The organism is Halopseudomonas bauzanensis, assembly GCF_900114735.1.
GTDB lineage: Bacteria > Pseudomonadota > Gammaproteobacteria > Pseudomonadales > Pseudomonadaceae > Halopseudomonas > Halopseudomonas bauzanensis.
In genome coordinates this window covers 164169-178379 of the sequence record NZ_FOUA01000001.1, presented here as the reverse complement: position 1 = coordinate 178379, position 14211 = coordinate 164169, and the positions used below count along the sequence as shown (strand labels likewise).

At 61.1% G+C, this 14211-nt stretch carries 13 protein-coding genes; 10 read left to right on the top strand and 3 right to left on the bottom strand.

Annotation, left to right across the window (positions count from 1 at the left end):
* Nucleotides 1-24 precede the first annotated feature (24 nt).
* From BM267_RS00845 to BM267_RS00835, 3 genes are read left to right on the top strand one after another with little or no spacing between them, the layout of a single operon-like run.
* Nucleotides 25-1176, top strand: coding sequence for an MFS transporter (locus BM267_RS00845; RefSeq protein WP_218144711.1), 1152 nt, complete (start codon nt 25-27; stop codon nt 1174-1176).
* Nucleotides 1177-1210: 34 nt separating this feature from the next.
* Nucleotides 1211-1396 (top strand): PLDc N-terminal domain-containing protein, encoded by a 186-nt coding sequence (locus BM267_RS00840; RefSeq protein ID WP_074778448.1) that lies wholly within the window; start codon nt 1211-1213, stop codon nt 1394-1396.
* Complete coding sequence (locus tag BM267_RS00835) at nt 1393-2157, top strand: SDR family oxidoreductase (protein WP_074778450.1); 765 nt, start codon at nt 1393-1395, stop codon at nt 2155-2157. Before BM267_RS00840 ends, BM267_RS00835 begins: the two co-directional genes overlap by 4 nt.
* A gap of 69 nt (nt 2158-2226) precedes the next feature.
* On the opposite strand, the gene BM267_RS00830 is transcribed toward BM267_RS00835, so the two are convergent.
* Nucleotides 2227-3000: a ferredoxin--NADP reductase gene (locus BM267_RS00830; protein WP_036989580.1), complete on the bottom strand. Its 774-nt coding sequence runs from the start codon at nt 2998-3000 to the stop codon at nt 2227-2229.
* A gap of 108 nt (nt 3001-3108) precedes the next feature.
* Between BM267_RS00830 and BM267_RS00825 the strand changes: the two genes are divergently transcribed.
* Nucleotides 3109-3993: a LysR family transcriptional regulator gene (locus BM267_RS00825; protein WP_036989581.1), complete on the top strand. Its 885-nt coding sequence runs from the start codon at nt 3109-3111 to the stop codon at nt 3991-3993.
* A 38-nt stretch (nt 3994-4031) separates the two neighbouring features.
* Here the strand turns inward: BM267_RS00825 and BM267_RS00820 are convergent, their stop codons facing one another.
* Both BM267_RS00820 and BM267_RS00815 read right to left on the bottom strand, forming a co-directional pair.
* Nucleotides 4032-4568: a glycine zipper 2TM domain-containing protein gene (locus BM267_RS00820; protein ID WP_036989583.1), complete on the bottom strand. Its 537-nt coding sequence runs from the start codon at nt 4566-4568 to the stop codon at nt 4032-4034.
* An 82-nt stretch (nt 4569-4650) separates the two neighbouring features.
* The gene (locus BM267_RS00815) at nt 4651-5538 is read right to left on the bottom strand and encodes a LysR family transcriptional regulator (protein ID WP_074778452.1); all 888 of its coding nucleotides are present in this window, start codon (nt 5536-5538) and stop codon (nt 4651-4653) included.
* Nucleotides 5539-5678: 140 nt separating this feature from the next.
* On the opposite strand from BM267_RS00815, the gene leuC reads away from it, so the two are divergent.
* The 6 genes from leuC (at nt 5679) to BM267_RS00785 (ending at nt 14210) form a co-directional block, all read left to right on the top strand.
* Entirely contained in the window at nt 5679-7112 is a 1434-nt protein-coding gene (gene leuC, locus BM267_RS00810) for a 3-isopropylmalate dehydratase large subunit (protein ID WP_074778454.1), read from the top strand.
* Complete coding sequence (gene leuD / locus BM267_RS00805) at nt 7109-7756, top strand: 3-isopropylmalate dehydratase small subunit (RefSeq protein ID WP_074778456.1); 648 nt, start codon at nt 7109-7111, stop codon at nt 7754-7756. Before leuC ends, leuD begins: the two co-directional genes overlap by 4 nt.
* Nucleotides 7757-7796: 40 nt before the next feature.
* Entirely contained in the window at nt 7797-8879 is a 1083-nt protein-coding gene (leuB, locus tag BM267_RS00800) for a 3-isopropylmalate dehydrogenase (RefSeq protein WP_074778459.1), read from the top strand.
* A gap of 79 nt (nt 8880-8958) precedes the next feature.
* Nucleotides 8959-10071, top strand: a complete 1113-nt coding sequence (gene asd, locus BM267_RS00795) for an aspartate-semialdehyde dehydrogenase (RefSeq protein WP_074778461.1) — start codon at nt 8959-8961, stop codon at nt 10069-10071.
* 88 nt (nt 10072-10159) lie between these two features.
* Nucleotides 10160-11179, top strand: a complete 1020-nt coding sequence (locus tag BM267_RS00790; RefSeq protein ID WP_036989590.1) for an aspartate-semialdehyde dehydrogenase — start codon at nt 10160-10162, stop codon at nt 11177-11179.
* Nucleotides 11180-11402: 223 nt separating this feature from the next.
* Nucleotides 11403-14210, top strand: a complete 2808-nt coding sequence (locus BM267_RS00785) for a motility hub landmark protein FimV (protein ID WP_074778463.1) — start codon at nt 11403-11405, stop codon at nt 14208-14210.
* Nucleotide 14211: the final 1 nt, after the last annotated feature.

Genomic DNA, 14211 nt, shown 5'->3' with positions numbered 1-14211 from the left:
GCACGCCGACGTAAACGCTTCGACATCGCTGAGATGTTGCCCTACTGGCGTCTGTCCGGCTTCTATTTCTGCTACTTCGCCCTGCTCGGCGGAGTAGCTCCCTTCCTGTCACTGTACTTCCATCATCTGGGCTTTTCCGCGGCGCGGATCGGTGAGCTGGTGGCCATTCCCATGTTGATGCGTTGTTTCGCTCCGGTGCTGTGGGGCTGGTTGGGTGATCGCAGCGGGCAGCGGCTGTTGATCGTGCGGCTGGGTGCCTTGCTTACCGCGTTGACTTTCACCGGCATCCTTTGGCGTCAGGATTATCTGTGGCTGGCGTTGATCATGGCCCTGCACAGTTTCTTCTGGCATGCGGTCTTGCCGCAGTTCGAAACCATTACGTTTGGCCATCTGGGTGAGCAATCGGCACGCTACAGTCGAATCCGGCTGTGGGGCTCGGTCGGCTTCATCGTCACGGTGGTGGTCCTGGGGCTGTTGCTGGACAGGTTCAGTCCGGCAATCTATCCCCAGGCCATGCTCAGTATCATGCTGGCGATCTTCTGTTGTAGCCTGCTGGTGCCGCCAGCCCCGGTGGCTGCGACCCGCTCCGCCTTGCCGGGTGATGGTTTTCTGCGGCAACTATGGCGGCCTGGGGTGCTGGTGTTCTTTTTCAGCGCCGGGCTGATGCAATTGTCCCACGGACCGTACTACACCTTTCTGACACTGCATCTGGAAGCGCTGGGTTACGACCGGGTATTGATCGGGGCAATGTGGGCGCTGGGGGTGGTTGCGGAGATCATCCTGTTCATGGTGATGAGCGTGATACTGGCCCGTTTTTCACTCAAACAGCTGCTGATCGGCAGTTTTATCCTGGCGGCGCTGCGTTGGCTGCTGCTGGGGTTCTGGGCGGACAGCCTCGTACTGCTGGCGCTCGCCCAGGTAATGCATGCAGCGACCTTTGGCTGCTTCCATGTGGTGGCGGTGCACTTCGTCCAGCGCAGCTTTGCGGAGCGTTATCAGGGGCAGGGCCAGGCACTGTATGCCACGCTGTCCGGTTGCGGCGGGGCTCTTGGTGCGCTGTATTCCGGTTACAGCTGGAATGCCCTGGGCGCCGGCTGGACCTTTGCACTGGCCAGCGTGGCGGCGACGCTGGCGGCGTTGTTGCTGCTGCGTTGGATGCCGGGTCGGGCCAGCTGATGGTCTATAGTGGGGCGGAACAGGAGGTGGCGGGATGAATACCAATTTCATTGTCGTGATGGGCGGTCTGGCACTGCTGTTGTTGGCGCTGTCGGCTATCAGCAGTATTGCGCAGAGCACCGAATCACGCAGCCATAAAACCGGCTGGATCGCTCTGGTGGCCCTCGTGCCGCTGGCAGGCTGGGCTCTATGGTGGCGCAAGGGGCCGCGACGCCCATGAATGAACAGTCAGGCGTGCGAGTGGCGCTGGTAACTGGCGCGGCGCGGGGGATTGGCAAAGGTATTGCCGCCAGTCTGCTGCGCGCCGGCTGGGCGGTGGTGCTGGGTGATGTGGATGAAACTGAAGGGCTGGCCGCTGCAGAGGAGCTGGCGCGGCTGGGAACGGTGGAGTTCGTGCCGCTGGATGTGGCAGACGAGGCCAGTGTGCAGGCGGTGGTCGAGCAGATCGAGGAAGACTTCGGGCGGCTCGACGGCGTAGTCAATAACGCGGGTCTGGCTGATCCGGATAACGGACCCCTGGAGCAGTTGACGCTGGAGGCCTGGAACCGCCTGTTGTCGGTCAACCTCACCGGCGCCTTTCTGGTCTCCCGGCAGTGTATCGGCCTGCTGCGCGAGAGTGGTGGTGCCATCGTTAATATCGCCTCGACCCGAGCGTTGCAATCCGAACCCCATACCGAAGCCTATGCGGCGAGCAAGGGCGGCCTGGTGGCCTTGACCCATGCGCTGGCGGTGAGTCTCGGCCCGGATATCCGCGTCAATGCGGTCAGCCCCGGCTGGATCGATACCCGCCCGAAATCATTGCAGGCCACTGACCCGCTGCGTCAGGTGGATCATGAGCAGCATGCGGTCGGTCGGGTAGGGCAGCCGGAGGATATGGGCGAACTGGCGGCGTTTCTGTTGAGCCCGGCAGCGGCGTTCATTACCGGCCAGAATATCGTTGCCGACGGCGGCATGACCCGGCAGATGATCTATCGGGAATAGGGCGGCAACAGTGGGGGGAGATAAGCAGGCGCCCGGTATCGCAAGTCCGGGCGCCGGTAATGCAGAGGCTTACTTCTCGACGAAGGCCCGCTCGATGGCGTAGTGGCCCTGAATACCCTGGCGGGATTCCTCGAAGCCCCAGTCATCCAGGATGGCGGTCAGGTCCTTGAGCATGGCCGGGCTGCCGCACAGCATGAAACGGTCGTCTTCCAGGTTCGGCTTGGGCAGGCCGATATCCTCGAACAGTTTGCCGTTGCTCATCAGGTCGGACAGGCGGCCTTCATTGCGGTAGGGCTCGCGGGTCACGGTCGGGTAGTAGATCAGTTGCTCGCGCACCTGCTCGCCGAAGTACTCATGATCCGGCAGATCCTCGGTGATCAGCTTCTGATAGGCCAGTTCGCGTACCCAGCGGCAACCGTGGGTGAGGATGACCTTGTCGAAGCGCTCGTAGGTTTCCGGGTCCTGGATGATGCTGATGAAGGGCGCGAGGCCGGTACCGGTACTGAGCAGGTACAGGTTACGGCCGGACAGCACGTTGTCCAGAACCAGGGTGCCGGTGGGCTTGCTGCTGACGATGATGTTGTCGCCTTCCTTGATATGCTGCAGGCGCGAGGTCAGCGGGCCATCCGGTACCTTGATGCTGTAGAACTCCATGGTGTCTTCGTAGTTCGGGCTGGCGATACTGTAGGCGCGCATCAGCGGACGACTGTCGACTTCAAGGCCAATCATGATGAAATGACCGTTCTTGAAGCGCAGACCCGGATCACGGGTAGTCTTGAAGCTGAACAGGGTATCGGTCCAGTGGTGGACACTGAGGACACGTTCGGTTCTGAATTTGGACATCCAGGTGGTTCTCCGCTTGGGATGGTTTCGAATTGCAGCCATTCTACCGTCCAGCTAATCTACCGGTTAAATGACTTATTTTAATTTGCCTATCCGGGAAAACCGATAATGAAGTATACCCTCCGGCAACTGGAAGTTTTTCTCGCCACGGCCTTCCATGAAAACCTGACCCGCGCCGCAGACAGCCTGGCGATGTCCCAGTCGGCGGCGAGCAGTGCTCTGCGAGATCTTGAGAGCCAGTTCGAGGTGCAGTTATTCGACCGAGTCGGCAAGCGGCTGCAGCTGAATGAGCTGGGGCGCAGCATCCGGCCTCGGGCCCAGGCGTTGCTGGAGCAAGCCAACGGGCTGGAGGCGGCGCTGGCTGGGCATGAGGAGATTGGTCATCTGCGGGTTGGTGCAACCATGAGCGTTGGCAACTATATCGCCGTGGGCATCATGACCCGCTACATGCTGGAGCAGCCTGGCGCGCGGGTAGAGCTGGAGGTGGCCAACACGTCGAGCATCGTGCGCAAACTGGTCAACTTCGAACTGGACCTGGGGATGATCGAAGGCGAGACCCGGCATCCGGACCTCAAGATGCTTTACTGGCAGGAAGATGAGCTGGTGGTGTTCTGCGCCCCGGATCATGAGCTGGCCGGCAAACCCTGGCTGACCGATGAGGATCTGATGCAGGCGGAGTGGATCGTCCGCGAGCAGGGGTCGGGTACCCGGCAGAACTTCGAGTGGGCGCTGCACGGCCTGTTACCCCAACTCAACATCAAACTGGAACTGCAGCATACCGAAGCCATCAAGCGGGCAGTGGAAGCGGGGTTGGGGGTGGGATGCCTGTCGGCCATTACCCTGGGTGACGCGTTTCGTCGGGGTACACTGGTGCCCTTACCGGTACCGCATCGGGATTTCAAGCGGGGGCTGTACTTCGTGCGTCATCGCAACAAGTTCATCAGCGCGGGGATGCGCCGGTGGCTGGAACTGTGTCAGGAGGAGTCGAACTAGCAAGACCGACCCGGGCAGGGAGCCCGGGCCGGTTGGTATTACTGACCTGCCAGGACCAGTTGGCCGTCCTGCAGGGGGATGGTGTCGCCGGGGTGGCGATCCATGCGCACGGTGCCATTCTTGTCACCGATGCTGTAGTCCACCTGATAGCCGACAACCTTTTCATGATTGTCGTAGACGGTTTCGCAGCGCTGCTCAGTCGTGGTGTAGGTATTACCCTGCTGGATGCGCTCCTGGGTCTTGTTACCGGCATAACCGCCAGCGGCCGCCCCGGCAACGGTGGCGATTTTCTTGCCGGTACCGCCGCCGACCTGGTTGCCCAGCACGCCGCCTATCACGGCGCCGGCCACACTACCCAATACCTGATGCTGATCCTGAACTGGTTTCTGACGGGTTACGGCGACCTGCTGGCAAACCTCACGCGGAGTGCGTTCGTTTTCCTTGATCTCGACCACATTGAGGACTTGCGCGTGGGTCGGCGTCTTGTCGGACAATGCGTTGTAGCCGGCGATGGCACCACCAGCGGTAGCGACGATTGCGCCGATGACGATGCCTGACAACATTGATTTGTTCATGGTGATTTCCCTGTGCACTGCGTTGATCTGTTGCGGGTATCCGCACCTCTTACCGGCTGAGACTGCCAGGTTTGCCACAAGTTCAAAGCGGGCCGCTGTTATCGCTATGCTGGTGCAGTAGTTCGATCAGCGCCCGGCCGGCATTGGAAAGGGTTCTGCCGTTGTGATGAATGCAGCCCAGCTCGCGGACCAGGCCAGCGTTCGGTACCTGTAGCGCGCGGACCTGGGAGTCGATCATGGTGCGTGGCAGTACGCTCCAGGCCAAGCCGATGGAGACCATCATCTTGATGGTCTCCATATAGTTGGTGCTCATGCTGACCTGTGGAGTGATGCCGTGGCGCTCGAACAGCTGGCCGACTACGCGGTGGGTAAAGGTATTGACCCCGGGAAACACCGCCGGATAACTGGCCAGCTGCTGTAGCTGGACTTCGTCTTTACCGGCCAGGGGATGCTCCGGCGCTACCACGAATTCCAGCTGGTCGTGCCAGATTCGGGTGGCAATGATCGGTGGCTCGACCGCCGGGGCCAGGGTGATCACTGCTAGCTCGATCTCGCCATGCAGGACTTTCTCATAGGCAATTTCGGAGTCGAGAAACTCGATATCCAGCACCACACCCGGATAAGCCTTGGTGAAGCGGCGCAGCAGCGGGGGTAACCGATGCAGTCCGATATGATGACTGGTAGCCAGTCTGAGCCGGCCCTGGATATTGGCCGATAGGTTGCCGAGAGCCCGACGGGTGTCGTTGAGAGTATTGATGATGAGCTCGGCACGGGGCTGCAGGGCGCGCCCGGCCTCGGTCAGCCCGACGTGCTTGCCGATGCGGTCGAACAGGCGCGCGCCGAGCTGTTGCTCCAAAGTGGCGATGCGTTTGCTGATGGCTGGCTGGGTCAGATGCAATTGTTCCGCAGCACGGGAAAAGGAGCCAGTGGCAGCTACAGCGAGAAAAGCGGTGAAGTTGGCAATGTCCATGTGGATTCCTGATGGTTATCCAATGCATGAATATAATGAATTTGTTTTATTGATTGCCAGCTCTTACTATCGTTTTGTATTCAAAACTGTCGGCCGGATGTTCAGGGACCGGCAGACCTCAGCCGATTCAGGAGATAAGCATGTCCGCCAAGACGCTCTACGACAAGCTTTGGGATAGCCATCTGGTCAAGCAACGGGACGATGGTTCGGCCCTGTTGTATATCGATCGCCATCTGTTGCATGAAGTGACCTCGCCACAGGCCTTTGAAGGTCTGCGCCTGGCCGACCGCAAGCCTTGGCGCATCGACGCCAACCTGGCGACGCCGGATCATAACGTGCCCACGATCAACCGTGCAGCCGGAGTGGCTGGTATCGATGATCTGGTATCCAAGCTGCAGGTCACCACCCTCGACGATAACTGCAAGGACTTCGGCATCCTGGAGTTCCAGATGACTGATCGCCGCCAGGGCATCGTGCATGTGGTGGGGCCGGAGCAGGGCGCGACTCTGCCGGGCATGACCATCGTCTGCGGCGACTCCCACACCGCCACCCATGGTGCCTTCGGCGCTCTGGCTCACGGTATCGGCACGTCTGAGGTCGAGCATGTGCTGGCTACCCAGTGTCTGGTCGCCAAGAAGATGAAGAACATGCTGGTCCAGGTCGACGGTGAATTGGGCTTTGGCGTAACCGCCAAGGACATCGTGCTGGCGGTGATCGGCAAGATCGGCACCGCTGGTGGTAACGGTCACGCCATCGAATTTGCCGGGTCCGCTATCCGCGGCCTGTCAATGGAAGGGCGCATGACGGTGTGCAACATGGCCATCGAAGCCGGTGCCCGCGTTGGTCTGGTCGCCTGCGACGAGAAGACCGTGGCGTACGTCAAGGATCGCCCCTACGCGCCCAAGGGCGGGGACTGGGACAAGGCCGTGGCAGCCTGGCAGGACCTGGTATCCGACGCCGATGCGGTGTTTGACACCGTGGTCGAGCTGGACGCCGCGCAGATCAAGCCGCAGGTGTCCTGGGGCACATCTCCCGAGATGGTCGTGGCAATCGATGCCAAGGTGCCGAATCCGGCCCGGGAAACCGACGCGGTCAAGCGCAGTGGCTATCAGCGTGCATTGCAGTACATGGGCCTGGAGGCCGATCAGCCGATCACTTCGATCAAGCTGGATCGGGTGTTCATCGGCTCCTGCACCAACTCGCGGATCGAGGATCTGCGTGCGGCCGCGGTGGTCGCCAAAGGCCGCAGGGTCGCCAACACCGTCAAGCAGGCGATGGTTGTGCCCGGCTCGGGCCTGGTCAAGGAACAGGCCGAGCGCGAAGGTCTGGATGTGATCTTCAAGGCTGCCGGCTTCGAATGGCGCGATCCGGGTTGTTCCATGTGTCTGGCCATGAACCCCGACCGCCTGCAGCCCGGCGAGCACTGCGCCTCGACATCCAATCGCAACTTCGAAGGGCGGCAGGGCAATGGCGGGCGCACCCATCTGGTCAGCCCGGCCATGGCGGCTGCGGCGGCGATCGCCGGCCATTTCGTTGATGTGCGTGACATGCTCACAGAGGAGGCAAGCGCATGAGAGCCTTTACCAAACATACCGGCTTGGTAGCGCCGCTGGATCGGGCCAACGTGGACACCGACCAGATCATTCCCAAGCAGTTTCTCAAGTCGATCAAGCGAACCGGCTTCGGCCCCAATCTGTTCGACGAGTGGCGCTACCTTGATGAGGGCTACCCGGGCCAGGACCATACCAGCCGTCCGCTGAACCCGGATTTTGTTTTGAACCAGCCCCGCTATCAAGGTGCCAGCGTGTTGCTGGCACGGGAGAACTTTGGTTGTGGTTCCAGCCGCGAACACGCGCCATGGGCCCTGGATGAATATGGCTTTCGTGCCGTACTGGCATCCAGCTTTGCCGATATATTCTTCAACAATAGCTTCAAGAATGGCTTGTTACCTATTGTTTTAAATGAAGAAGATATTGACGATCTGTTCAAGCAGGCTGAAGCGGAAGAGGGTTATCAGCTGACCGTGGACCTGCAGGCGCAGACGGTGACCCGTCCGGACGGCAAGAGCTACAGCTTCGAGATCGACGCGTTTCGCAAGCACTGCTTGCTCAATGGCCTCGATGATATCGGGTTGACCCTGCAGGACGCTGATGCGATCCGCGCGTTTGAAGAAAAGCATCGCCAGGCGCAGCCGTGGCTGTTTGATGCCATCAAATAAATTGAAGCTTTCAGCTTAAAGAACAAAGGCTTAGTGAAATATGTCAAAGAAGATTCTGGTTCTGCCGGGCGATGGAATTGGTCCTGAAATCGTTGCCGAAGCGGTCAAGGTACTGGACGTGGCCAGCGAAAAATATGGCCTGGGCGTCGAACTGAGCTATGACGATCTGGGTGGCGCGGCCTATGACCGTTACGGTACACCACTGGCGGATGAGACACTGGAGCGCGCGCGGCAGGCCGATGCGATCCTGCTCGGCGCAGTTGGCGGTCCCAAGTGGGATACCATCGACCCGGCCTTGCGCCCCGAGCGCGGACTGCTGAAGATCCGTTCGCAGCTGGAGTTGTTCGGTAACCTGCGCCCGGCCTTGCTGTATCCGCAGCTGGCCGAGGCCTCCACGCTCAAGCCCGAGGTAGTATCGGGGCTGGACATTCTTATCGTCCGCGAACTGACCGGCGGCATCTACTTCGGTCAGCCCCGCGAGCGTCGGATGTTGGATAATGGCGAGCGTCAGGCCTATGACACCTTGCCCTACAGCGAAAGCGAGATCCGCCGCATCGCCACCGTCGGCTTCGACATGGCCCGTCTGCGCGGCAAGAAGCTGTGCTCGGTGGACAAGGCCAACGTGCTGGCGTCCAGTCAGCTGTGGCGCGAAGTGGTGGAAGAGGTGGCGAAGGACTATCCGGATGTCGAGCTGTCGCACATGTATGTCGACAACGCCGCCATGCAGCTGGTCCGAGCACCCAAGCAGTTCGACGTGATCGTTACCGACAACATGTTCGGTGACATTCTGTCGGATCAGGCTTCCATGCTCACCGGTTCTATCGGCATGCTGCCATCGGCGTCGTTGAATGTGCAGAACAAAGGCATGTACGAGCCCTGCCATGGCAGCGCGCCGGATATCGCAGGGCAGGGCATTGCCAACCCGCTGGCGACCATTCTCTCGGTGTCCATGATGCTGCGCTACAGCTTCGCTGAAGCCGCAGCTGCCGATGCCATCGAGCAAGCCGTCAGTCAGGTGCTGGACCAGGGCCTGCGCACCGGCGACATCATGGCGGCTGGTTGCCGTCAGGTTGGCACCCGGGAAATGGGTGACGCCGTGGTCGCGGCGCTGAAAAACCTGTAACCTGTCGCATTGCTTAATTTGTACCCGGCGCTGGCCGGGTGCAGTTGTCGTGAATTTCACCCCATGGGGGTCTGCAGTTATGAAACAAGTTGGTTTGATCGGCTGGCGGGGCATGGTGGGTTCTGTGCTCATGCAGCGTATGCGTGAAGAGAATGACTTTGCTTCCATTGATCCGGTATTTTTCACCACCTCCAACGTTGGTGGCACCGGTCCGGATATTGGCAAGGCCATTCCCGAGCTGAAGGATGCTTACGACATCGAAGCCCTCAAGCCGATGGACATCATCATCACCTGCCAGGGTGGCGATTACACCAGTGCCGTCTATCCCAAGCTGCGTGCCGAAGGCTGGAAGGGCTATTGGATCGATGCTGCCTCCGCCCTGCGCATGGAAGATGAAGCGGTCATCGTGCTGGACCCGGTCAACCGTCGGAACATCGACCAGGCCGTGCGTGACGGCATGAAGACCTTCGTCGGCGGCAACTGCACCGTCAGCCTGATGCTGATGGGCCTGGGTGGCCTGTTCGAGAACGGTCTGGTCGAGTGGATGACCGCCATGACCTATCAGGCAGCCAGTGGCGCCGGTGCGCAGAACATGCGCGAGCTGATCAACCAGATGGGCGTGATCAACGGCTCGGTGACTGATCAGCTGGCCGATCCGGCCAGTGCCATTCTGGATATTGATCGTCAGGTCGCAGCGACCCTGCGTGATGATAGTTTTCCGACAGAGAACTTCGGTGTGCCGTTGGCCGGCAGTCTGATCCCCTGGATCGACAAGCAGCTGCCCAATGGCCAGAGCCGTGAAGAGTGGAAGGCCCAGGCCGAGACCAACAAGATCATCGGTCGCAGCGGTCGCCCGATCCCGGTAGACGGCATTTGTGTGCGCATTGGCGCCATGCGCTGCCACAGCCAGGCGCTGACCATCAAGCTGAACAAGGATGTGCCGCTGGCGGATATCGAAGCCATGCTCGATGCGCACAATCCCTGGTCCAAGGTGGTGCCGAACGAGAAGGAAGCCAGCATCCGTGATCTCACCCCGACTGCCGTAACCGGCACACTGAAGGTGCCGGTAGGTCGTCTGCGTAAGCTCAATATGGGTTCGCAGTACCTGTCTGCCTTCACCGTCGGCGACCAATTGCTGTGGGGCGCAGCCGAGCCGCTGCGCCGCATGCTGCGGATCCTGCTCGAGGGTTGAGTCGCGCCGGATCAGGCAAGTAATCGGGGCACCCCCGCCAGGCGGGGGTGCCCTTTGTGTTTTCAGGATTCAGTGAGAATTTCCTTATATGAGCAAGACCGGTGATGTTGCGATAGTGGGTATGAGCGGGCTGGCAGGCGAAACCCTGCTGAATGTACTGGACGAGCATGAATTTGCCTTCGGCCGCATTCACCTGCTGGACACCGAAGACCGTGCCGGTGGCCGGCCCATGCTCAAAGGGCAGAGCCAGCGGGTAGAAGTGCTGGAGCGATTCGACTTCACCCAGGTGGCGGTCGTGCTGTTCGCTGATGCGGAGCTGGCCACCGGCTGGGCTGAGCGGGCAGTGAAAGCCGGCTGCCTGGTCGTCGACGGTTGTGGCGCCTTTCGTGGTGAAGCCGATGTGCCGTTGGTGGTCGCCGAGGTCAATCCTCAGGCGCTGGAGGGTGTCCGGGCGCGCGGTGTGGTGTCCTGTCCCGATGCGCAAGTGGTCCAGACGCTGATAGCACTGCAGCCTTTGGTGGCTGAAGCTGGCTTGCAATCAGTCACCGTGGCCACTTATCAGTCGATGTCGACCGTCGGCGGTGAAGAGGTCGAAGCCCTGGCGCTGCAGACCGGCCGCCTGCTCAATGGGCAGCCGCCAGAGAAGGGCGCATTCGACAAGCAGGCAGCCTTCAATCTGATTCCGCGGATCGGTGAGCTGGATGAGAGCGGTAGCAGTACTGCCGAGGTGCGGCTGGCGGAGGATATCCGGCGCATTCTGCAGTTGCCGCAGCTGCCGGTGTCGGCCACCTGCGTGCTGGTGCCGACCTTCTTTGGTAGTGCCCAGGTCATGCAGGTCCGTACCCGGGATGCCCTGCCTGCCAAGCGCGCCGCCACGCTGCTGCGCAAGGCGCCTGGTGTCAAGTTGCTGGACCGGCCCAGTGCCGGGGGGTATCCCACACCGGTTGCCGACGCGACTGGCACGGATCAGGTATGGGTTGGCCGGCTGCGGCAGGATTCCCTGGATCCGGTCAGCGTCAGTATGTGGCTTGTGTCTGATAATCTTCGAAAAGGTGTCGCACTCAACGCGCTTGCTGTTGCAGACTTATTGATAAAAGGCCATTTGTAATCGATACTTGCTGCTGGTTTGTAACTATCGATTCAGGTACTGTCCGGGCAAATACTGATTTTGAGTTCGACTTGTTTTCAGATTGCCGATTGCCGGTGGGGAGTCAGGGTGCGTTGGAAACGCCGCTTATAGAGCGCAGGTGTTTTTCAGCGATATCCTGAACCGGTGGGCGGGAATGGGGTTCATGGACGCGTGTAAAACGATAAAGCAAAGGATCTTCGCTATGGTTCGTAAACTGGTTTTGGCTGTCGCCGCAGCTAGTGCCCTGATGTCATCCAATATGGTCCAGGCGCTGGGGGTTGGCGAGATCAACCTGCGCTCAGCCCTGAATCAGCCGTTGGAAGCCGAAATTGAACTGCTGCAGGTGCGCGATCTGTCGAGTAGCGAGATCCGTCCGCTGCTGGCATCGCCCGACGACTTCGGCAAGGCCGGCATCGAACGTTCGTTCTTTCTCACCGACCTGACCTTTACCCCAGTGGTCAGGCCGGACGGCAAGGCCGTTATCAAAGTGACCTCGACCCGGCCGGTCAAGGAACCCTACCTGAACTTCCTGATGGAAGTGCGCTGGCCGTCCGGTCGCGTGCTGCGTGAATTCACCCTGTTGCTGGACCCGCCGCTGTACCAGCCGACGCCGGTTACCGCCAGCGCGCCGGTTGCCCGGTCGGCGACCCCGGCAACTGGTGATATCGTACGCCCGGCGCCGGGCCAACCAGCCTCGGCTGCCGCCGCGGGCAGCCAGACGCCACGCACCGCCGCGCCGCGTCAGCCTGCGGGCCAGGCCTCTGGCGAATGGAAAACCAATCATGCCGACACGCTCTGGGAAATCGCCCTGAAGAGCCGGCCGCAGGGTGCCAGTGTCCAGCAGACCATGCTGGCTATCCAGGACATCAACCCTACTGCGTTCAGCGGCAACAACATCAACAACCTTCGTGCCAACCACACGCTGAACCTGCCAACCGCCGAGCAGGCAGCCGCTCGCAGTCATGCCGAGGCGGTGGCCGAGGTGGCCAGCCAGACAGCCTCCTGGCGCAACCGTGCGCCAGCCAGCGAGCCCACAGCGCGGCAGCTTGATGCTCGCGAGCGGGACGCGGCTGGCCCGGCGCCCTCACAGAGCAGCAATGAGGACTCCCTGCGGTTGGTTTCCGGCACCGATGAGGCCAGCGAGACCAATACCGACTCGGCCGCCGACGGCGAAAACGGCGGGCTGCGCGACGCGCTGGACCGCACCAAGGAACAGTTGGACTCCACCGAGCGGGAGAAGGACGAGCTCACCGATCGGTTGGCCGATCTGGAAGGGCAGCTGGATACGCTGCAACGTCTGCTCGAACTCAAGGATGCCCAGCTGGCAGCCCTGCAGCAGGAGCTGAGCGGCAACGGCGAGTTGCCTGATGTCCTGCCGGTGCCCGCCGAGGAAGGCGGCGCGGAAACAGCTCTGGAAGAAAGCCTTGCGCCGGTCGAAACATTGCCGGAAGAGCCAGTTGAATCGTCGGCCGACATGGAAACCGACGCCGAGCCTGCCGGGAATGGCGAAGAGGCAAGCGACGAGACTGATGCCAGTGAGGAGCAACTGGCTGTGGCGCCGGTGGCCACACCCACCAATGAACAGCCGTCTGGCGGCCCGGGTGATACTGCGCCGGAGCAGCCCGCTCCTGTAGCGCCAGTTAGCGAACAGCCGCGGATGGACAGCGGCTCACCCGAGGCGCTGCTGCAGCGGTTCATGCAGAACCAGAGCCTGTTGCTGGGCGCTGGCGCGGTTGCGCTGCTGGTCCTGTTGCTGATTCTGATGGCGGTCGCCCGACGCAATGCGCGACGGGAAGCTGAACTGGCGGATAGCTTCATCGCCCAGTCGGCGCTCGCCGGCGACAACACCGATGCTGGCAGCGAAGGCAGCGACTTCAATGTGGCCCTGGCCGGGGCACAGACCGACGCGGCTGATGATATGGATCTGGCGCGCGACCCGCTGGTCGAAGCGGACGCCCTGATTGCCTATGGCAAGCTGGACGAGGCTGCCGAAGCGCTGCAGACAGCCATTCATGAAGAGCCTGAGCGTACCGATCTGCGACTGAAGATGATGGAAGTCGAAGGGCTGCGCGAGAATCCGCAAGGCTATGCGGTCCAGGCTGAGGCATTGCGGCGCATGGGTATGGATGACGCTGCCGTGGAGCTGATGAATGCCCGTTACCCGCTGATGGCTGTTGGTCTGGTGACTGGCGCGGCGTTGATGGCAGATGGCGAGCAGGCGGAGCCGGCCGAGTCGCTGTCGATCGACGACCAGGGCGGTGTGGATGATAATGTGGCGCTGGATGCCGAAGCTGACGAATTCGATTTTACCGACTTCGGCCTGGAAGAAGAGGCTGCTGCCTCGCTGGCCGATGCCGATGGCAGGGAGGAAGTCGGTTTCGATCTGGATTTCGACCTGGACGAGAGTCTGGAAGAGAGTCTGGAAGAGAATCCCGATCAGGCGCTGGATGAAGCGCTGACCGATCTCGCCGAAACCGACTCGACGACGCAACCTGCCGTCGAGCCGGCGCCGGTTGAGCCGGCCGAACAGCCGGTATCTCCGGCTCCGCTCGATGACTTCGAGCTGACGCTGGATGATGAGCTGCAGGCAGACAACCTACTGGCCGAGTTCGAGGCGATGAGCCTGGCCGGTGCCGATAACGATTCCCGTGAGGCTGCAGCCGAGCCGGATGACAGCAGTTTCGCCCTGACCGATGACGACCTGGCTGGTTTCGAAGCAGAGCTGCAATCAGCGATGAACAACGATGCGGCCCAGGTGAGCGGCGAAGCTGGGCACGATGAGTTTTCGACCACCCCGAATGAGGGCTCCATGCCAGCCGAGAACTTGGACGACGACGATTTCGACTTCCTGTCGGATACCGATGAGTGTGCCACCAAGCTGGATCTGGCCCGCGCCTACATCGACATGGGCGATGAGGAAGGGGCACGTGATATCCTTGCCGAAGTGGTCGAAGAAGGGACTCAGCAACAGCAGCAGGATGCTCGGGAACTGATGGGGCAACTTGGCTGAT

What these genes read in the sequence shown, in the direction of transcription:
- BM267_RS00840 (WP_074778448.1), top strand. Translation starts at nt 1,211, where the DNA reads ATGAATACCAATTTCATTGTCGTGATGGGCGGTCTGGCACTGCTGTTG.
- BM267_RS00835 (WP_074778450.1), top strand. Translation starts at nt 1,393, where the DNA reads ATGAATGAACAGTCAGGCGTGCGAGTGGCGCTGGTAACTGGCGCGGCG.
- BM267_RS00830 (WP_036989580.1), bottom strand. Translation starts at nt 3,000, where the DNA reads ATGTCCAAATTCAGAACCGAACGTGTCCTCAGTGTCCACCACTGGACC.
- BM267_RS00825 (WP_036989581.1), top strand. Translation starts at nt 3,109, where the DNA reads ATGAAGTATACCCTCCGGCAACTGGAAGTTTTTCTCGCCACGGCCTTC.
- BM267_RS00820 (WP_036989583.1), bottom strand. Translation starts at nt 4,568, where the DNA reads ATGAACAAATCAATGTTGTCAGGCATCGTCATCGGCGCAATCGTCGCT.
- BM267_RS00815 (WP_074778452.1), bottom strand. Translation starts at nt 5,538, where the DNA reads ATGGACATTGCCAACTTCACCGCTTTTCTCGCTGTAGCTGCCACTGGC.
- leuC (WP_074778454.1), top strand. Translation starts at nt 5,679, where the DNA reads ATGTCCGCCAAGACGCTCTACGACAAGCTTTGGGATAGCCATCTGGTC.
- leuD (WP_074778456.1), top strand. Translation starts at nt 7,109, where the DNA reads ATGAGAGCCTTTACCAAACATACCGGCTTGGTAGCGCCGCTGGATCGG.
- leuB (WP_074778459.1), top strand. Translation starts at nt 7,797, where the DNA reads ATGTCAAAGAAGATTCTGGTTCTGCCGGGCGATGGAATTGGTCCTGAA.
- asd (WP_074778461.1), top strand. Translation starts at nt 8,959, where the DNA reads ATGAAACAAGTTGGTTTGATCGGCTGGCGGGGCATGGTGGGTTCTGTG.
- BM267_RS00790 (WP_036989590.1), top strand. Translation starts at nt 10,160, where the DNA reads ATGAGCAAGACCGGTGATGTTGCGATAGTGGGTATGAGCGGGCTGGCA.
- BM267_RS00785 (WP_074778463.1), top strand. Translation starts at nt 11,403, where the DNA reads ATGGTTCGTAAACTGGTTTTGGCTGTCGCCGCAGCTAGTGCCCTGATG.